General features: G+C 69.3%; 17 protein-coding genes. 7 read left to right on the top strand and 10 right to left on the bottom strand.

Features of this window, described 5'->3' with window-relative positions; all coding sequences use genetic code 11:
* The first annotated feature begins 3 nt into the window (after positions 1–3).
* Positions 4–315, top strand: a complete 312-nt coding sequence (locus tag ON20_RS19925) for an Rdx family protein (protein ID WP_040837547.1) — start codon at positions 4–6, stop codon at positions 313–315.
* Positions 316–336: 21 nt separating this feature from the next.
* On the opposite strand, the gene ON20_RS34650 is transcribed toward ON20_RS19925, so the two are convergent.
* Positions 337–561, bottom strand: a complete 225-nt coding sequence (locus tag ON20_RS34650; protein WP_040837546.1) for an FmdB family zinc ribbon protein — start codon at positions 559–561, stop codon at positions 337–339.
* Between the two features lie 77 nt (positions 562–638).
* Between ON20_RS34650 and ON20_RS19915 the strand changes: the two genes are divergently transcribed.
* On the top strand, positions 639–2,207 hold the full coding sequence (locus tag ON20_RS19915; protein ID WP_083865076.1) for a carboxylesterase/lipase family protein: 1,569 nt from the start codon (positions 639–641) through the stop codon (positions 2,205–2,207).
* 20 nt (positions 2,208–2,227) lie between these two features.
* On the opposite strand, the gene ON20_RS19910 is transcribed toward ON20_RS19915, so the two are convergent.
* Both ON20_RS19910 and ON20_RS19905 read right to left on the bottom strand, forming a co-directional pair.
* Positions 2,228–2,950: a TIGR03089 family protein gene (locus ON20_RS19910; RefSeq protein WP_040837544.1), complete on the bottom strand. Its 723-nt coding sequence runs from the start codon at positions 2,948–2,950 to the stop codon at positions 2,228–2,230.
* Positions 2,951–3,054: 104 nt separating this feature from the next.
* Positions 3,055–4,518, bottom strand: a complete 1,464-nt coding sequence (locus tag ON20_RS19905; RefSeq protein ID WP_245547331.1) for an LCP family protein — start codon at positions 4,516–4,518, stop codon at positions 3,055–3,057.
* A 147-nt stretch (positions 4,519–4,665) separates the two neighbouring features.
* Here ON20_RS19905 and rfbD point away from each other — a divergent pair, with 147 nt between their 5' ends.
* From rfbD to ON20_RS19880, 5 genes are all read left to right on the top strand, one after another.
* Positions 4,666–5,538, top strand: a complete 873-nt coding sequence (gene rfbD, locus ON20_RS19900; protein ID WP_051162883.1) for a dTDP-4-dehydrorhamnose reductase — start codon at positions 4,666–4,668, stop codon at positions 5,536–5,538.
* A gap of 77 nt (positions 5,539–5,615) precedes the next feature.
* On the top strand, positions 5,616–6,509 hold the full coding sequence (locus tag ON20_RS19895) for a glycosyltransferase family 2 protein (protein ID WP_040837542.1): 894 nt from the start codon (positions 5,616–5,618) through the stop codon (positions 6,507–6,509).
* A 76-nt stretch (positions 6,510–6,585) separates the two neighbouring features.
* The gene (manB, locus tag ON20_RS19890; protein ID WP_040837541.1) at positions 6,586–7,665 is read left to right on the top strand and encodes a mannose-1-phosphate guanylyltransferase; all 1,080 of its coding nucleotides are present in this window, start codon (positions 6,586–6,588) and stop codon (positions 7,663–7,665) included.
* A gap of 360 nt (positions 7,666–8,025) precedes the next feature.
* Positions 8,026–9,393, top strand: coding sequence for a cation:dicarboxylate symporter family transporter (locus ON20_RS19885; protein WP_051162950.1), 1,368 nt, complete (start codon positions 8,026–8,028; stop codon positions 9,391–9,393).
* 140 nt (positions 9,394–9,533) lie between these two features.
* Entirely contained in the window at positions 9,534–10,844 is a 1,311-nt protein-coding gene (locus ON20_RS19880; protein ID WP_040837538.1) for a cytochrome P450, read from the top strand.
* On the opposite strand, the gene ON20_RS19875 is transcribed toward ON20_RS19880, so the two are convergent.
* The 7 genes from ON20_RS19875 to ON20_RS19845 all read right to left on the bottom strand — a co-directional run bounded on the left by ON20_RS19875 (position 10,834) and on the right by ON20_RS19845 (position 17,970).
* Positions 10,834–11,760, bottom strand: coding sequence for a cation diffusion facilitator family transporter (locus tag ON20_RS19875; RefSeq protein WP_040837537.1), 927 nt, complete (start codon positions 11,758–11,760; stop codon positions 10,834–10,836). The genes ON20_RS19880 and ON20_RS19875 overlap by 11 nt on opposite strands.
* Before the next feature lie 546 nt (positions 11,761–12,306).
* Positions 12,307–13,524, bottom strand: coding sequence for a mannose-6-phosphate isomerase, class I (gene manA, locus ON20_RS19870; protein WP_040837534.1), 1,218 nt, complete (start codon positions 13,522–13,524; stop codon positions 12,307–12,309).
* A complete protein-coding gene (locus tag ON20_RS19865) occupies positions 13,524–14,750 on the bottom strand; it encodes a hypothetical protein (protein WP_040837532.1) in 1,227 nt (408 codons plus the stop codon). The genes manA and ON20_RS19865 overlap by 1 nt, the downstream gene beginning before the upstream one ends.
* Before the next feature lie 115 nt (positions 14,751–14,865).
* Positions 14,866–16,242 carry a phosphomannomutase/phosphoglucomutase gene (locus ON20_RS19860; RefSeq protein ID WP_040837530.1) on the bottom strand — a complete coding sequence of 459 codons (1,377 nt, stop codon included), beginning with the start codon at positions 16,240–16,242 and terminating at the stop codon, positions 14,866–14,868.
* 181 nt (positions 16,243–16,423) lie between these two features.
* Positions 16,424–16,810, bottom strand: a complete 387-nt coding sequence (locus ON20_RS19855) for a DUF3499 domain-containing protein (protein ID WP_040837529.1) — start codon at positions 16,808–16,810, stop codon at positions 16,424–16,426.
* 342 nt (positions 16,811–17,152) lie between these two features.
* A complete protein-coding gene (locus ON20_RS19850) occupies positions 17,153–17,632 on the bottom strand; it encodes a metallopeptidase family protein (RefSeq protein ID WP_169332360.1) in 480 nt (159 codons plus the stop codon).
* An 80-nt stretch (positions 17,633–17,712) separates the two neighbouring features.
* A complete protein-coding gene (locus ON20_RS19845) occupies positions 17,713–17,970 on the bottom strand; it encodes a WhiB family transcriptional regulator (RefSeq protein ID WP_169332364.1) in 258 nt (85 codons plus the stop codon).
* Between the last annotated feature and the right edge of the window lie 163 nt (positions 17,971–18,133).

Here is an 18,133-nt window from a genome sequence, read left to right as displayed (position 1 = left end):
TTCATGCCTCGTGTCGCGATCGAATACTGCACGCAGTGTCGCTGGTTGCCGCGGGCGAGCTGGATGGCGCAGGAACTACTGGGGACCTTCGCCGCCGAACTCGACGAGGTCGCACTGGTACCGGGCTCGGGTGGCGTCTTCCGCATAACCGTGGACGGCGGCCAGGTGTGGGAGCGCAAGGCCGATGGCGGCTTCCCGGACATCGCCGTCCTCAAGCAGCGGGTCCGCGACCGGGTGGCGCCGGAGCGTGACCTCGGCCATATCGACCGAGCCCACGCCGGCCCCGGCCCCCACCGCGAAACCGTCGCGGAATAGTTCCCGCGGGTGCCGTGCCGGTCAGGCGCAACACCCCCCGCCGCAACACCCACCGCCGCCGGTGGGCGGCGACACCGGAGCCGGGCCCGGGCCGGTCGCCCGGCCCACGGTGGCGAAGGTGGTGAGCAGTTTGACCGTGTCGTCGTGGCCGGCGGGGCACATCGCGGGATCGGACGACTGCGCCATCGGACGATTCACCTCGAACGTATCGCCGCAGCTGCGGCACCGAAAACTGTAACTCGGCATGACCGTGATTCTAGAGCTGTCGGGCCGGCCGCCGGGCTCGTCGTACCCTCGAAGGCAAGAGGACGAGGAGGTTCGAGATGAGTACGCAGGTCTTCGAGGCGGCTTCCGGCCTCGGGGAGTTCGAACCGGTGGCATGGACCGAATACGGCCGGGTGCGCGGCGCCCGGGACGGGTCGGTGCTCGTCTGGCGCGGTATCCCCTACGCCGCCGCCCCCGCCGGTCGGTACCGTTTCCGGCGTCCCCGGCCCCCGGAACCCTGGGACGGTGTGCGCGACTGCCTTACCGTCGGGCAGATCGCACCGCAGAACATGGACAATACGGTCCCCATCGACCGGTCGCTGAGTATGGGCGAGGACTGTCTGTGGCTCAATGTGTGGGCCCCGGCCGGGACCGCGGACGAGCCGCGTCCGGTCATGGTGTGGTTGCACGGTGGCGCCTACTGCCTCGGGACCGCCGCCCAAGGGGTCTACGACGGCCGCGTCCTGGCCCAAACCGGCGATGTCGTGGTCGTCACGGTGAATTATCGGGTCGGCGCGCTCGGCTTCCTGGACCTGTCCTCGCTCTCGCCGGACTTCGTCCCCAACCTCGGCCTGCACGACCAGTTGGCCGCCCTGGAATGGGTGCGCGACAACATCGCGTCGTTCGGCGGCGACCCGGGCAATGTGACGTTGTTCGGTGAATCCTCCGGCGCCGGCTGTGTCACCGCGCTGCTCACCGCCCCGCGGGCCGCGGGGCTGTTCCACCGCGCCATCGCGCAGAGCCCGCCGGCGACCACCGTGTACGGGCCGGAGCGCGCCGCGCGGGTGGCCGAGCGGTTCATGGAACTGATGGAGCTGCCGCCCGGGCGCGCCCACGAATTGCCGGAGCTCCCGATCGAGCGGATCGTCCGAGCGGCCGCCGTCCTGATCGACGAGGTGCCGGTCACCTCGCCGGGCACCCTGGCCGCCGCGCCGGTGGTGGACGGGGACCTGCTGCCCGGCTATCCCACCGACCGCTTCCAGCAGGGCCGGTCGCATCGGGTGCCGCTGATCATCGGGACCAACCGGGACGAGGCCTCGCTGTTCCGGTTGTTCCGCTCGCCGATCATGCCGGTGACCCCGGAAGCGGTGAACGCCATGCTCACCGCGGTCCAGGAGAGCCACCCCGGGCTCTCGCCGGAACGGATCGCCGAAATCACCTCGGCCTATCCGGACCTGGGCAAACCTCGCGGCGCGCTGGCCATGTCCACGGACGCGGCGTTCCGGATGCCCGCGCGCTGGGTGGCCGACGCCCACGCCCGGCACACCCGCACCTGGATGTACCGGTTCGACCACGCGACGCCAATGCTGCGCGCGGCGCGGGTGGGCGCCGGACATGCCACCGAACTGCCCTATGTCTTCGGCAATTTCGGCACCTTCAACCACGATCCGACCTTCTGGCTCGGCGGTCGCAAACAGGCCATGGAGGTCTCCGGCCGGATGATGCGCCGGTGGCTCGCCTTCGCCGCCCACGGTGTGCCCGCCGCGCTGGACGGATCCAAACACTGGCCGCCGTACCATCCGGAGAGCCGGGAGACACTGCTGATCGACACCATCGACCGGGTCCTCCGGGATCCCGACGCGAATCTGCGCTCCGCCTGGGGAGACCAGGTCGTCGGGTTCGCCTGATCGGTCCGCGCCGGCGCGGCTCAGACGCGCTGCGCGGTAACCCGTTCGGTCTCCACCCGGCGTTTCTGCCGCGCGGGATCGGGGTTGACCACCTGCACCAGGGAAGCGCCCGCCGCCAGTACCGCGATATAGCCGTCGATCAGCTCGGTCGGGGTCTCCCACGGGGTACTGGACAGCACCCGGTCCCCTTCACCGAACCCCTGGGCCAGACCCGAGGCGCGGGCGGCCGCCAGAACCTCCGGTACCGACATCCCGTCCAATACCGCCCCGGTGCCGCCGGGTAGGAACTGGTCGCCGTGGACGCGGACCGCGGTCGCGAAATCCGTGACCCCCACCGGCAGATCGGGCACCGGGGCGCCGAGCGCGTCCAGCGACAGCGCCGCCACCTCGCCGGCGTCGGCGGTCTCGTCCAACCGGTCCGCCGAGACCAGGGCCAGATCGGCGTGCGGATCGGGGTGCAGCACCACCTCCGTGCCCGCCCACCAGCAACCGAGCAGCACCGCCGCTGTCTGCCAGTGCGCGGGGAGCAGAACCGCGACGCGGGCGCCGGGAGTCAGCCCGAATTCGTCGCGAATCAGGTTGGCGGTCTTGGCCGCCCAATTGGCCAGGGTCAGCCCGGACAGTTCGACCCGCGCACCCGTGGCGTCGTCGTACCAGGTGATACGCGGGCCGGCCGGGTCGCGGGTCAGGATCGGGTCGAGCACGGCCTCGGTGAGGGTCAGTGCCTGGTCGAAGTCACGCATCGTCTCTCGGGTTCGGTGAGTCCATGGTTGTCCGGCCCAATATGCACAGCGGGAGGCAGATCCGTCCATAGTTCGCGTCCGGCCGGAGCGCGGGCGGGGTTCGCCTAGTTCACGCATTTCGGTCCCTCCCGGCCGGCGTCGATCGGCGGGGCGGGGGGAACCGGTGTGGCCGAGGTCGTCGGATTGTCGAAGTCGAACAGGGTCTGCGCCTCCGATCCGGGACCAGAATAGTCGTCCGCGAGCACCACGCTCACCGTGCCGGCCGGAATCGACGGATCGGCGAGTACCGGCAGACCGCCCAGCGCCTCGGCGACCGATTCGGCCTTCGGATCCTCGTCGGAAGACGCCAGTACTCGGCTGCCGCCGACGGTCCCGCCGGTGTAGTTACCCACATCCCCGGTCCGGTAACCCCGTGCGATCAGGGTCTGCGAGACCTCACCGGCCAGTCCGGTGATACCGCCGGCGTTGTATACGTCCACGGTCACCGTCCGCGGGGCGACCGTGGACGTGGCCTTCGGTTCGCCCGTCGGCTCCTCGCCCACCAACGAGGCGACATACGACCGGACCTTGTCGGGATCCACCCGCACCACCGATTCCCCGTTCGGGCTCATCCCGTTGAGGTCGGCGACCGGGATGGTTTCGAAGGTCACCTGTCCGGCACTGAGATCCTGCAGCTGCTGGAGGAAGGACAGCACATCCCAGTCCTCGTCGAGGACCACGGTGCGGCCGACGGCGTCGCTGAGCTCCTGCAGTTTGCCCGGGTCGCTCAGGGTGCGGGCGCTGAGCACCTGCTGCACCAATTGGGCCATGAACACCTGCTGGCGCACGATACGGTCCAGGTCGCCGCGTTCCAGGTTGTGCCGTTGCCGGACGAAACTCAGCGCCCGCGGCCCGTCCAGCCGCTGCCGGCCGGCCGGGAAAACCGCGCCGGACAGCGGTTCGTCGACCGGATGCCGCAGGCACACATCCACTCCGCCCACCGCGTCGGTGAGCAGTACGAACCCGAGCAGACTGACCTCGGCGTAGTGGTCGACGGTGATACCGGTCAACCCCGCGATGGTCTTGACCAGCGCCTGCCGGCCGCGCTGGGTGGACTGTTCCTCCGCTTCCTGATCCGAGGCGCCCTGCTCGATCAGCTGCCGGTAGGTGTTCTGCTTGGTGGTGCCGTAGGCCGAGTTGACCTTCCCCTTGCCCAGTCCGGGGATATCCACGTAGGCGTCGCGCGGAATCGAGATTGCGGTGGCCGAGCGGCCGTCGTTGGGAATCCGCATCAGCACGATGGTGTCGGTATTGGTGCCGATCTCGTCCCCGGCGTGCAGTAGATCCCGTTCGGTCGCGGTGAGCGGATTGCCGTGCGCGTCGGTGCGGGAATCGACGCCCACCAGCAGTATGTCCACCGCGCCGTCGCGTGTGCCGCCGAGGCCCAGACCGGGGATTCGTTCGATATCCGCCACCAGGCTGTCGATACCCCGCCAGGCGAAACCCGTGCCCACGAGCACGATCAAGGCCAGCGACGCGACGACGACTCGCAACGGCCCCCACGGTGTCCGCTCCCCACGCTGCGCCACCCGAATATCCTCTCCCGCATCCGGATCGCGCCGATCCGGTCACCAGTCGGCCATTCCTGTCCCGCATCCGCTTCGCCACGAAGGCTAACCAACGGCAACCTCGGACACGCCGAACCTCCGGTTTTACGGCGTGCCACACTGACCGGCGTGTGTGCCGCCGTAGTACCCGGATCCGATCTCGGTAATCGCCTCGTCGTGGTCGGGGCGGGCGGGCAGGTCGGCCGCGAACTGTCGGGTCTGGCGCCGAGCGCGCGCGCCTACACTCGCCGGGAGCTCGATATCACCGATGCCGCGGCCGTCGCGGCGGTGCTGCGCCCGGGTGACGTGGTGCTCAACTGCGCCGCCTATACCGCCGTCGATCGCGCCGAATCCGAACCGGCGGCGGCCTTTACCGGCAATGAGACCGGACCGGCGCGACTTGCGGCCGCCTGCGCCGCGGTAAACGCCCGGCTGATCCACCTGTCCACCGACTACGTGTTCCCGGGCACCGGCGAAACCCCCTACGAGACGACCGACCCGACCGACCCGGCCACCGTCTACGGCCGCTCCAAACTCGCCGGGGAACAGGCTGTCCGCGAGCTGTGTCCCGACGCGGTAATCGTCCGCACCGCCTGGGTGTACAGCGGTGTCGGCACCGATTTCGTGGCGACCATGCTGCGCCTGGAACGGGAACGCGAGACGGTGACCGTGGTCGACGACCAGATCGGTTCCCCCACCTATGCCGCCGATCTCGCGGCCGGTCTGCTGGAACTGGCCACCCGACCGGACGCGCCGCGGCTGCTGCACGCCACCAACAGCGGACAGGCGAGCTGGTTCGAACTGGCTCGGGCGGTCTTCGCGGGAATCGGCGCCGATCCGGAACGGGTACGACCGTGTACCTCCGCGGAGTTCCCCCGCCCCGCACCGCGTCCCGCCTATTCGGTGCTGTCCACCCGGTCGTGGCGGCAGGCCGGGCTGTCTCCGCTGCGCCCCTGGCGCTGCGCGGTCGAGGCGGCGCTGGCACGTCCGGCCGGAGCGTAGCCGAAGCAACGCCCATCGGCGTACGAGACATTCGGCGGCGTCCACTATGGTGGTCGCCTGTGAGCTCCACCGACCCCATGGGCGCAACCGGTACCCGTCCCAGCCTGGCCGTGATCACGGTCACTTATTCCCCGGGTGAACACCTGGAGCACTTCATCAGCACCCTGGCCACCGCGACCGCGGAGAAACCGCAGGTCATTCTGGCCGACAACGGGTCGGTCGACGGTGTTCCGGAAATGGTCGCCGAGACCAACTCGCATGTCCGACTGCTGCGCACCGGCGGTAATATCGGTTACGGCGGCGCCATCAACCGGGCCGTCGCCGAATTGGATCCGGAGCTCGAGTTCGTAGTGATCGCCAACCCGGATATCCGTTGGGGCGCCGACTCCATCGATGAATTGCTCGCCGCCGCCCGTCGTTGGCCGCGGGCCGGAGCGCTCGGCCCGCTGGTACGGGAGCCGGACGGCAGCGTGTACCCATCCGCGCGTTCGGTGCCCGGCCTGCTCGACGGTGCCGGTCACGCCATCCTCGGCGCCGTCTGGAAGACGAACCCGTGGACCCGGCGCTACCGCCAGGAGAACGAGGAGATCTCCGAGCGTGTGGTGGGCTGGCTGTCCGGTTCCTGCCTGCTGGTGCGGCGGGCCGCGTTCGACGCGATCGACGGCTTCGATTCGCGCTATTTCATGTACATGGAGGACGTGGACTTCGGCGACCGGATGGGCAAGGCCGGCTGGCACAACGTTTTCGTGCCGAGTGCCGAGGTCACCCATGCCAAGGGGCATGCGGCGAGCCGCAATCCGGAGAAGATGCTGCCCGCCCATCACGCCAGCGCCTACCGATTCCAGGCCGACCGGCATCCGCACTGGTGGCAGGCGCCGCTGCGGTGGGCGCTGCGGGCCGGACTTGCGGTGCGCTGCCGGATTGCGGTTCGATCTGCGCTGCGCGCCAAGGCGCGGGAACAGGCCGCGTAACGCCGCGGGTGTAACCCGGCGGCCGAGCCGAATACGCGGTGTGCGGCCGAACCGATGTAGTGAACGAGGGAGTTCCATGGCAGGACAAGCAGGCACCGACGCCGTCATCCTGGTCGGCGGCCAGGGCACGCGGCTGCGTCCGCTCACCCTCTCGGCGCCCAAGCCGATGCTGCCCACCGCCGGGCTCCCCTTCCTGACCCATCTGCTGGCCCGGATCGCCGAGGCGGGAATCACCCACGTGGTGCTCGGCACGTCGTACAAGGCCGAGGTCTTCGAGGAACATTTCGGTGACGGCGCCGAGCTGGGTCTGGAAATCGAATACGTCACCGAGACCGAACCGTTGGGCACCGGCGGCGGGATCCGCAATGTGCTGCCCAAACTGCGGGCCGACACCGTGATGGTGTTCAACGGCGACGTCCTCGGCGGCACCGATCTGCGCGCCGTGCTCGCCACCCACGAGAACACCCGTGCCGATGTCACCCTGCATCTGGTGCGGGTGAGCGATCCGCGGGCGTTCGGCTGTGTGCCCACCGACGAGGAGGGTCGGGTCACCGCCTTCCTGGAGAAGACCCAGGACCCGCCCACCGATCAGATCAACGCCGGATGCTACGTCTTCCGGCGCGAGTACATCGAGAAGATCCCGGTCGGGCGCCCGGTCTCGGTGGAGCGCGAAGTGTTCCCCGCGCTGCTGACCGAAGGCGCCCGGGTCCAGGGCCATGTCGACACGTCGTACTGGCGGGATATGGGCACACCGGAGGATTTCGTCCGTGGTTCCGCCGACCTGGTTCGCGGGATCGCCCCCTCACCGGCGCTGCCCGGTCAGCGTGGGGAGTCGCTGGTACATCAGGGTGCGGGGGTCGCGCCCGGTGCCCTGCTGATCGGCGGCACGGTGGTGGGCCGCGGCGCCGAGGTCGGCGCCGGTGCGCGACTGGACGGCGCGGTCCTCTTCGACGGCGCGCGAGTGGAGGCCGGGGCCACCGTCGAACGCTCGATCATCGGGTTCGGGGCCCGGATCGGCCCGCGGGCCCTGGTCCGTGACGCCGTGATCGGCGACGGCGCCAGTGTCGGCGCCCGCTGCGAATTGCTGCGCGGCGCCCGGATCTGGCCGGGGGTGGAGCTTCCCGACGGCGGAATCCGCTTCTCCACCGACGTCTGAACCCGCCGGCGCTCCCCGCTACCGTTGCCGCCACCGGGTTCGGGGCCGTCCGGTCCGGCCGTAGTCGAGGCGTGGCGGTCGACCGTCCCGTCCTCGACGGCCGTCCGGCCGCGCTCGTACCGGGCGCTCACCATCGCGAACACCGCCCAGACGCCCGCTTACCAGGGTCGGCGGAACCGATCGCAGCACGAAGACCTCTGTTCCGCCAGAGATGGCCGACCGCTTCGCGCCCACTCCTCCGGTGAACGAAATGCGCCAAATCGTGACGGAAATCACGTGGGCAGTCATTATTCTGCAGGGGCGTCGTGGCCGGGTTCACCTCGCCCGGCAGTGCAGCACGACTCGGAGGAGATCACCGATATGACGGACTCGACGCGAACACGGCACGATCGCACGCACTGGCTGTATCCGGCGGTTGTCGTCGCCGTCGTGGCCGGTGTCCTGGTCGGCCGGCTGGCACCGGGTACGGGCCAAGCGCTGGCCCCGCTGGGCACGATGTTCGTGGACCTGATCAAGATGATGATCGCGCCGGTGATCTTCTGCACGATCGTCCTGGGTATCGGCTCGGTGCGTGCGGCCGCAACCGTGGGCAAGGTCGGTGGACTGGCCGTCGGCTACTTCCTGGCGATGTCGACGGTCGCGCTCGGTATCGGCCTGCTGGTCGGCAACCTGCTGGACCCCGGTACGGGGATGGATATCGCCGACGCCGCGGGACAGGGGGCCGAATACGCGGACGAGGCGCACAGCGCGGGCGGCACCTGGGATTTCATCCACGGCATCGTCCCGACCACCCTGGTGTCTTCCCTCACCGCGGGCAGCGTGCTGCAGGCACTGTTCGTAGCGCTGCTGGTCGGTTTCGCGGTCCAGGCGATGGGTTCGGCGGGGGAGCCGATCCTGCGCGGTGTCGCCCTGCTGCAGAAACTGGTCTTCCGGATTCTGGTGATGATCCTGTGGCTGGCTCCGGTCGGCGCGTTCGGCGCCATCGCCAATGTGGTCGGCCGGACCGGCCTGGACGCCGTGGTGCAGTTGGCGACGCTGATGGTCGCGTTCTACCTGACCTGCCTGCTGTTCGTCTTCGGTGTGCTCGGGGTGCTGCTGCGCCTGGTCGCCCGGGTGTCGATCTTCAAGCTGTGCCGCTACCTGGCGCGCGAATACCTGCTGATCGTGGCCACCTCCTCCTCGGAGTCGGCGCTGCCGCGGCTGATCGCGAAAATGGAGCATCTGGGTGTCGAGCGCACCACGGTCGGCGTCGTCGTACCGACCGGTTACTCCTTCAATCTGGACGGCACCGCCATCTACCTGACCATGGCATCGATCTTCATCGCCGACGCCATGGGCCGGCCGCCGGCCCTGGCGGAACAGATCGGCCTGCTGCTGTTCATGATCGTGGCGTCCAAGGGCGCGGCGGGGGTGACGGGTGCAGGCCTGGCAACCCTGGCCGGCGGCCTGCAGAGTCATCGGCCGGAGCTGCTCGACGGTGTCGGCCTGATCGTCGGTATCGACCGGTTCATGTCCGAGGCCCGCGCGCTCACCAATTTCTCGGGCAACGCCGTGGCGGCCGTGCTCATCGGCACCTGGACCAGGACGCTGGACCCGCGACAGGTCCGCGATGTGCTGGATCGGAAGCTGCCGTTCGACGAACAGACCATGGTCGACGAACACGAACTGCGAGCCGTATCCGAGCAGGAGGGATCCGAGGGCCGGGAGGGGGTCGGTTCCGCCGCGTGATCGGCGGTCGTCGCTGCCGGCTTCTCCTACCACGGTAGGTTCCCGGCTCCGCCCCGGGCAGGTTTCCCCGGTTTCAGTGGGGCCGTACCGTGGTGGTTACGTGCAGATGTGGTGGGCGTAACACAACGGAGTGGTGGGATATGAAGCCGCAGTATCTGTTTCGCTGGATCAACTATCACGGCATCATCCGGGCGGTGCTCGACGCCGGGATCCGCCGAGGCGATCCGTTCCCCCGCCTCATCGGCAGCCCCGAGGGAATAGCCGATCCGTATCCGCTGATCGAGCGGCTTCGCGGCGAAGGCGGAATACATCGGTTGGCCCCTACCTGGGTGACCCTCGACCACGCGTTGTGCCGGGAAATCCTGCGCGACGATCGGTTCGGGGTGGGGTTACCGTCGACCGTCCGCGTTCCGGAGCCGCTGCGACGGCTCGGCCGCCGTTTCCCGATCCCGCCGAATCCGGTCGATCCCCCCTCGATGCTGATGGTCGACCCACCCGAGCACACCCGGCTGCGCAAACCGGTCGCTTCGGCATTCACCCCGCGGGCCATCGGCAGGCTGCGGGAGCGAGTTGTCACGGTCACCGACGAACTGCTCGCCGCGCTGCCCGAAAACGGTCGCGCGGATCTGGTCGCGGATTTCGCGGCCCAGGTGCCGATCGCCATCATCTCCGAGATGCTGGGGTTCCCCGACCGGGACCGGCAGATGTTCCTGCGCTGGGGTGACGATATCAGCCCGCTGCTGGACTTCGGGATCCCCTGGCGGACCCACCAGCGGGCCATGCGTTCCTCGGAAAAGGTGAACGGCTACCTACTCGACCATATCGAGCGACTGCGCGCCGAACCCGGCGAGGACATTCTCAGCAGCATGGTCACCGGGGGCAATCTGTCCACCGAGGAACTCCTCGCCGGTGCGTCCCTCCTGATGGGCGCGGGCTTCGAAACGACCGTCAATCTCATCGGCAAGGGCATCGTCGCACTGCTCGCCCACCCCGACCGGTTGGAGCGGCTGCGCGCCGAACCCGAGCGGTGGCCGAACGCCGTGGAGGAGATACTTCGGTTCGACGCCCCAGTGCAGGCCACCGGTCGGATCGCCCTGACCGATGTGGAGATCGGGGGTGTGTGGCTGCGCAAGGGGTCGATGATCATCCTGTCACTGGCGGGTGCGAACCGCGATCCCGCGGTCTTTCCCGAACCCGATCGCTTCGATATCGACCGGGAGAACGCGAAAGACCATCTGGCCTTCAGCAGCGGGATCCACGTCTGTCTGGGGGCGAGCCTGGCGCGGATGGAAGGTGCTCACGCCCTGCGCGCCCTGTTCGAACGGTTCCCGGATCTGCGCCTGACCGAAACTCCGCGGCGCCGCCGATCCTACATCCTGCACGGTTACGAGCGCATACCGGCCGAGCTGGGCCGGCACGCGCCGGTTGTGGCCGCCGCGGTCAGCTTGTAGCCGCGGTCTCCCGGTACAGGTCCGGTTCCAGATAGATGATCCGTGCGGCGGGCACGGCGGTGCGGATACGGCTCTCCGCTTCGTCGATGGCCGAGGCGATGGTGGCGATATCGAGACCGGGCGCCACACCCACCTTGGCCGCGACGAGCAGTTCCTCCGGCCCGAGGTATTGGGTCTTGAGGTGGATGACGCGGTCTATCCGGTCACCGTCCACCAGGTTCGCGCGGATCGCCTTGTCCTCGTCGGGGGTCGCGCCCTCACCGATGAGCAGACTCTGCATCTCGATGATCAGCACGATGGCGATCACGCCGAGCAGGACGCCGATGGCCAGGGTGCCCATACCGTCCCAGACCGCGTCACCGGTAATCGTGGTCAATCCGACACCGAGCAGGGCCAGAACCAGACCGATCAGCGCACCGGTGTCTTCCAGCAGCACCACCGGCAGCTCCGGGCTACGCGAGTGGCGAATGAACCGCCACCAGCTCGCGCGGCCCTTGAGCGGCCGCGATTCCCTGAGCGCGGTGACGAAACTGAAGGACTCCAGGCCGATGGCGATGAACAGGATGACGACGGCCACGATCGGCGAGGACAGATCCTCCGGGTGTCGGACCTTGTGGATGCCCTCGTACAGCGCGTACACCGACCCCAGGGTGAACAGCACCAGCGCCACCACGAACGAGTAGAAGTACCGGCTGCGGCCGTATCCGAACGGGTGCAATGCGGTGGCTTCCTGTTCGGCACGGTTCTGTCCGAACAGCAGCAGTCCCTGGTTGGCGGTATCGGCCACCGAGTGCACGCCCTCGGCCAGCATCGACGCCGAACCGGTGATCGCCGCGCCCACGAACTTCGCTGCGGCGATTCCCGCGTTCGCCGACAACGCGGCGAGGATCGCCTTCTTACCTCCACCAGCCGACATCCGGCCCACCTTCCTCTATCCGATGTGCTCCCGCCGTATCGCGGTACCCGGAAAGCCCTGTACCCGCGAGAACCGGGACAGCCCCGAGACAGACTATTCGAGCCCTCTCGAATACGCCGCTTCACACCGGCTCCCGAGCCCGACCACGGACCCCGACCGACCGCCCACGAAGCGCGAACACTCCACCCCTCACGACCCTCATCCCGATGTGCCCGGTCCGGATCGACCACGACCGCGCCATAGCGACGTCATGGGGTGAGAAGACCGGGACCATGAGGCCGCGTGCCCCGCCCTGGGAGTCGGCATCCAAACCTTCACGAACGCCCCACTGTGACAACCAGGGCCGGAACCGACCGTGACGACGCCGTACCGGTCCGCAGAGACAGCGCCCGGATCGTCAGGTCACGGGCCGATACCTCTTCGGACGCCTCACCGGGGTATTCGGAGTCCGGACCGTCAGGAGCGAATTCGCGTCAGCGGATTCGCGGAGGGAGGAAAGAGCCGGGGTCACGAGGGCCCCGACCCGCGCCGCCGAAGGCGGCGCCATCAAACACAGCCCCCCACGCAGGCGCAGAAGAGCTGGGCGGGGCCGTCCACCGCCTGTGCTCTGATATCGGTATCGGCGGCCGAGACCCAGGCGGCGGCGCCCCGCCCGAGTACCAGTTCCGATCCGTCGCGCCGCAGTCGCACCGTACCGGATGAGCAGAGCACGATTCCGGGACCGGCCTCGGTGAGCGGCACCTGGCCCGACCCCTCGATCAGGTCGAAGCGCCGCAGCGCGAATTCCGGTGCGGGCGTGCGATAGCGCACCGACCCGTCGCCCGCGGGTTCGGGCAGCACCAGCGGCAGGTCGATCGGTTCGAAATCGAGTACTCGCAGCAGTTCCGGCACATCGACATGTTTGGGGGTGAGCCCGCCGCGCAGCACATTGTCGGAGTTGGCCATGATCTCCACGGCGAGTCCGCGCAGATAGGCGTGCAGGTTCCCCGCTGCCAGGAACAGACCCTGTCCCGGTTGCAAGGTGAGCCGGTTCAGCAGCAGTGCCGCCAGCACCCCGGCATCACCCGGATAGGCCTCGGCCAGTTCCAGCGCGGTGCGCGCCTCGGCGGCGAAGGTGCGGTCGGGGCCGGACAGATAGCGCACACATCCGTCGAGCGTGGCCGGCAGCAGCGTGGACAGCACATTCTGTGGCAAGGTGATCCAGGTCGTGAACAGGGTCCGCAGCCCGTCCGAATCGGGTTGGGCGGCGAGCAGGTCCGCATACGAGGCGAGTTCGGGCACCGCCAACGCGCGCAGCAGTTCGACGGTGTGCCGCGGGGTCCGGAAACCGGCCAGCGCCTCGAAGCGGTCCAGCGCCACCACCAGTTCCGGTTTGTGGTTCTCGTCGCGATAGTTGCGCTGGGGCGAGTCCAGTGGCACCCCGGCCTGGTTCTCCCGTTCGAAACCGGCCTGTGCCTGCTGCAGGCTCGGATGCGCCTGCAGTGACAACGGCTCCTCGGCGGCGAGGAGTTTCAGCAGGAAGGGCAGCCTGCCGTCGAATTCCGTTGCGGCCGGGCCGAGCTCGCGGGCGGGATCGTCGGATACCACCTCGAGCAGGGAGCGGGTGCCGTTGTCGGTGCGGATATGCGCGGGATCGGCCGGGTGGGCCCCGAACCACAGCTCCGCCTCGGGATGTGCCGAAGGTACGGGCCGGCCACACAGTTCGGCGAGCGCGGTGCGCGAGCCCCAGGCATACGAGCGCAGTGCACCAACGAGTTCGTGCACTAGTAGCGTCCCCCGTCGTAGCTGTTCGTCCCGTCCGCGGCCGGTTGCCCGCCGATCAGCCGGAGATAGGCGGCCGCCATCTCCACACGCAATGCCAGTACAGCGAGTCGTTCCAGTTCACTCACGGTTCGCCCGTTCGCCGGTGCCGCCGCGGGGTCCCGGTCGGGCGGCAGCGGCGCTCCCGGTGGCGGCAGTTCTTGCGGTAGCCCGGCCGTATCGGCCTCGGCCGGGTCGGCGGTGAGGAGGTCGGCGTCCACCAGGCCCGCCCCGGCGCCGCCGAAGACGGCGAGTTTGCGGCGGGTGGCGACCTCGTCCGTATCGGCACTGAACAGGAACACCCGCATCCGGTTCACCGGCGGCGGTCCGTCGAGTTCTTCGTCGTGGAATAGCGGGTCGTAGTCGGGTGTGGCCGCGCCCGCGGCGAGGAACCGGGGCAGCGATGTCACCGCGACGGTCAGATCCACCGCGGTCGCGATACGCCCCGCCGATTGCAGCAGCACCTCGGCGGCGTGGGTGGCCAGTTCGGTTGTGGCGTTGGTGTCGCCGGCCAGCACCAGTTCCCGCTGCTGCATCCGGGCGGCCAGGGTCTTGGCCGGATTGTGGAAGACCTCGTGCTGTGGTCCGTCGCGCAGGGCTTCGGCATCCAGGACGTCGGCCAGGGCGTTCAATTGGGGCAGCAGGGCACCGCTGCGGCTCGGGTCGATGGCGTGCAGGACCGCGATACCGACGGCGAGGAAGCGCAGCATCCGGTTGTGCTCCAACACCGGCACCCGCGGTTCCAGCAGCGCCGCTCGACCGGCGGCCGCCGCGCGCAGCGGTCCTTCCGCCGGCGCCGCTACCACGACTTCGGCGCCGCGACGCTGGGCGCGGTCGATCGCGTCGATGAGCCGCGGATCGCCCGCGTCGTCGCCCGCCACCAGCACCACGTCCAGTGGGCCGGCCCACGGCGGGATGGCGGTGACCGGGACCAGGGGCAGCCCGGCACGGTCACCCAGCGCGGCCACCAGCAGAGCCGCGGCGCGTCGGGCGCGGCCCGCTCCGGAGACCATGAGCAGGCTGCGTGGTCGCAGACCGGTCAGTCGGTCCAGCGCCTCCTCCGCGACGGTCGCGGCGGTGGCACGCACCTGAGCGCCGCCGGACGCGGCCGAGCGCAGGGCGCCCCCGCTGTCCGCAGCTTCCAGCGATGCGGCATCGTCCAGGTCGAGCACCGGTGTCCCAGCGATCATCGGGCGTCCCACCTCCCCTCATCGCGCTGTTTTCGGTCTCGTCCCGCCGCCGCCCGGAGCGTCCACACCGAGCCCGGATCGGGCGAATTCACTGTCTGTGATTCCACTATTCCAGTCAGGCGCGGACGATGCCCAGGATCTCGGTCACGAGTGCGTCTACTTCCTCCTGAGAGCGGGCTTCGACATTGAGTCGCAGCAGCGGTTCGGTGTTGGACGCGCGCAGATTGAACCAGGCGTGGTCGGGCAACTGCACCGTGACGCCGTCCAATCGGTCCACCGAGACGGCCCGGCCGCCGAACGCGTCCAGCACGGCGGCGGTCCGTCCCGCGGCGTCGGCGACGGTCGAGTTGATCTCGCCCGAGGCCGCGTAACCGGAGTAGGAGGCCATCAGCTCCGAGATCGGCTGTTCGGTCTCGCCGAGTGCCGCCAGGACGTGCAGGGCGGCCAGCATGCCGGAGTCGGCGCCCCAGAAGTCGCGGAAGTAGTAGTGCGCCGAATGCTCTCCGCCGAACACGGCACCGGTGGTGGCCATCTGCTGTTTGATGAACGAATGCCCGACCCGGGTGCGCACCGGGGTGCCGCCGAGCCGGCTCACCAGCTCCGGCACCGAGCGGGAGGTGATCAGGTTGTGGATGATCACCGCTCCCGGCTCCTTGGCCAGTTCGCGGGCGGCGACCAGGGCGGTGATGGCCGACGGGGAGACCGGCTCGCCGCGCTCGTCCACCACGAAGCAGCGGTCGGCGTCGCCGTCGAAGGCCAGGCCGATATCGGCGCCGGAGTCGCGGACCAGGTGTTGCAGGTCGACCAGGTTCTTCGGGTCCAGCGGATTGGCCTCGTGGTTGGGAAAGCTGCCGTCCAGCTCGAAGTACAGCGGCACGAGGGTTACCTGCGGCAGGGCGCCGAGGACGGCCGGCACGGTGTGACCGCCCATGCCGTTGCCCGCGTCCACCGCGATGGTCAACGGCCGCATGCCGCCCAGGTCGACCAGTTCGCGCAGGAAGTCCGCGTACTCGTCGAGCAGGTCGAGCTCGGTGGCGGTGCCGGGCGGGCCGTCGTGGTCCGGAACGCCCGCGATCATCTCGGCGGCGATGGTGGCCAGGCCTGTCTCCTGACCGACCGGCAGTGCCTTGGCGCGGCAGAGTTTGATGCCGTTGTAGCGGGCCGGGTTGTGGCTGGCGGTGAACATGGCGCCGGGACAGTCCAGTCGGCCGGAGGCGAAGTACAGCTGGTCGGTGGAGGCCAGTCCGATATGCACCACATCCAGCCCCTGGGCGAGCACGCCGTCGGCGAACGCGGCGGCCAGTTCCGGGGACGAGGTGCGCATATCGTGTCCGATGACGATCCGTCGCGCGTTCTCGGTCCGCATCGCCCGCGCGAACGACGCCCCCACATCGCGGACGAATTCGGTGTCGATCTGATCGCCGACCACGCCACGGATGTCATAGGCCTTGATCACCGCGTTGACGAAATCGGCAGAGCGGGCGACTGTCATGGTTCACACCCTAATGCCCCCGGGTGCGGGCGCCGACAGGCCCTCGGGCACGGGTGCCCGTGATCGCGCGGCCCTCGGTGGCGGCGTGGACGGTGGCGGTCACGGTCGCCCGGACGGTGGCGTGGAGACGCCATCGTCCACGGGTGAGGTGGGACCGGTCGCCGCGCACCGCGCCCTGCCGTCAGCCGGGCGGGTCCGGGAGCACCCGCAGGTGTCCGCGCCGACCGGTGCGGCCGGTGCGGGTGGTGCGCGGGGGCGGCGAGTGATGGTCGCGGTAGCCGCGTTGATCGTGTTCCGGCGGCCTGCGGCGCAGTCCGGCCTCGCGGACGGCCTCGGCGAGGGCGGTCAGATCGTCGTCGTCGGGATTGGTGGAGAAACCGCCCTCGTGCCGGACCATGTCCCACCCCTTGGGGGCGGTGATCCGGGAGGCGTGGGTTCCGCACAGATCCCAGGAGTGTGGTTCGGCCACCGTCGCCAGCGGGCCCACCACAGCGGTCGAGTCCGAGTAGACATAGGTGAGCGTCGCGACGGCCGGATTCTTGCAGCCGGGACGGCAGCAACGACGCATGGGAAGCACGCCGATGAGCGTAACCTCATCGGCCGCCCGGAGTCTGCCGGACACGCTCAACTAGTCCGTTATGTTCGGCGCGTCGGGGTGTGATTCGGGCCGCATTTGCGCTGGAGGGGTTCCCGCGGCGCGCGAAGGGACCGATGTGAGGGCTCGGAGACGAGCCGGAGGTGACCCGGGCCGGGCGGGGTGGACACCGGTACGGGGCATCCGGCGGCGGTGCCGACTGGCCGGCGCGAGTGTGGACCGGAAGGGAGGCGGTTCGGGATGAAGGCCGCGCGGTGGACGGTCCTGGATGCCGAGGCGAGTGGTGCCGGACCGCGGTGGTGACGCGGTCCGGCACTACTCCGGTTCGGGATCGATGACGTCCGGATCGACGCCGAGGTATGTGGCGATCTGCTGGACCAGGACCTCGCGCAGCAGTTCCACCAGATCGTCGGGATCGCCCGCCCGTAGTTCCAGAGGTTTGCGGAAGAGCACCACCCGGGCGCGGATGGGGGCACCGTGTCGGTCGACTCCGGCCGGGATGAGGCGGGACAGCGGTACGGGCCCGTCGGCCACCACCTCGTCCGGCCAGGTGACCGAATCAGGATGCAGGGGGCGGATTTTAGGCACGTCGTCGACGGCGATGTCGAGCTTGGTGAGCCGGTCGTGCCAGCGGGTGTCCAGCGGGGCGAAGGCCTCCAACACCAGACGGTCGAACTTCTGGCCGCGGGTGCGCCAAGCGGGCACGGTCGGCGGGAGCATAGGGCCGCGTACTCCGCGTCCACGGCGGGTCACCGACCGGGTGGTCGGCGGGCGGCGATTGCGGGAACGTGCCATGACTCGAACGTTAGCCGTGTTCGACGGTGCCGCCAAAGGCGGCGCCGGTCGGGGCCCTGCCGGACGGCGGGCCCCGACTATCAGCCGATACCCCGCTTCAGGCGGCGCCGTTCCCGTTCGGACAGGCCGCCCCAGATACCGAAGCGTTCATCATTGGCGAGTGCGTATTCCAGGCACTCGGTGCGGACCTCGCAGCCCATGCAGATCCGTTTGGCCTCGCGGGTCGAACCACCCTTTTCGGGGAAGAAGGCCTCGGGATCGGTTTGCGCGCATAGCGCGCGTTCCTGCCACTGCTCTTCGATCGACTCGAATATCTCGTCGAAGTCGGTCACGATCAGGCTGAGCCGGGGCGTCGAATCGTGCTCGCTCAACTCGTGATCGGTCCAACTGCCGCCAGCGCAGACGCCACGTGCTGCGCCTGCTGCGGAATCGGTCTGCGATACGCCGCCCGGCATACCGGTCGGGGCCAGTTCATTGACCATCGCTCCGCCTCCTCACTGT

The organism is Nocardia brevicatena NBRC 12119, from assembly GCF_000308495.1.
In the GTDB taxonomy this organism is placed as follows: Bacteria; Actinomycetota; Actinomycetes; order Mycobacteriales; family Mycobacteriaceae; genus Nocardia; species Nocardia brevicatena.
This window is presented reverse-complemented; position numbering and strand designations above follow the sequence as displayed.

Excerpts from the sequence above, each read along its gene's own strand:
- ON20_RS19865 (WP_040837532.1), bottom strand. The coding sequence starts at position 14,750 with ATGATCGCTGGGACACCGGTGCTCGACCTGGACGATGCCGCATCGCTG.
- ON20_RS19895 (WP_040837542.1), top strand. The coding sequence starts at position 5,616 with ATGGGCGCAACCGGTACCCGTCCCAGCCTGGCCGTGATCACGGTCACT.
- manB (WP_040837541.1), top strand. The coding sequence starts at position 6,586 with ATGGCAGGACAAGCAGGCACCGACGCCGTCATCCTGGTCGGCGGCCAG.
- ON20_RS19875 (WP_040837537.1), bottom strand. The coding sequence starts at position 11,760 with ATGTCGGCTGGTGGAGGTAAGAAGGCGATCCTCGCCGCGTTGTCGGCG.
- ON20_RS19925 (WP_040837547.1), top strand. The coding sequence starts at position 4 with ATGCCTCGTGTCGCGATCGAATACTGCACGCAGTGTCGCTGGTTGCCG.
- ON20_RS19915 (WP_083865076.1), top strand. The coding sequence starts at position 639 with ATGAGTACGCAGGTCTTCGAGGCGGCTTCCGGCCTCGGGGAGTTCGAA.
- ON20_RS19855 (WP_040837529.1), bottom strand. The coding sequence starts at position 16,810 with ATGCGTCGTTGCTGCCGTCCCGGCTGCAAGAATCCGGCCGTCGCGACG.
- ON20_RS19910 (WP_040837544.1), bottom strand. The coding sequence starts at position 2,950 with ATGCGTGACTTCGACCAGGCACTGACCCTCACCGAGGCCGTGCTCGAC.
- ON20_RS19850 (WP_169332360.1), bottom strand. The coding sequence starts at position 17,632 with ATGGCACGTTCCCGCAATCGCCGCCCGCCGACCACCCGGTCGGTGACC.
- ON20_RS34650 (WP_040837546.1), bottom strand. The coding sequence starts at position 561 with ATGCCGAGTTACAGTTTTCGGTGCCGCAGCTGCGGCGATACGTTCGAG.
- ON20_RS19860 (WP_040837530.1), bottom strand. The coding sequence starts at position 16,242 with ATGACAGTCGCCCGCTCTGCCGATTTCGTCAACGCGGTGATCAAGGCC.
- ON20_RS19880 (WP_040837538.1), top strand. The coding sequence starts at position 9,534 with ATGAAGCCGCAGTATCTGTTTCGCTGGATCAACTATCACGGCATCATC.
- ON20_RS19885 (WP_051162950.1), top strand. The coding sequence starts at position 8,026 with ATGACGGACTCGACGCGAACACGGCACGATCGCACGCACTGGCTGTAT.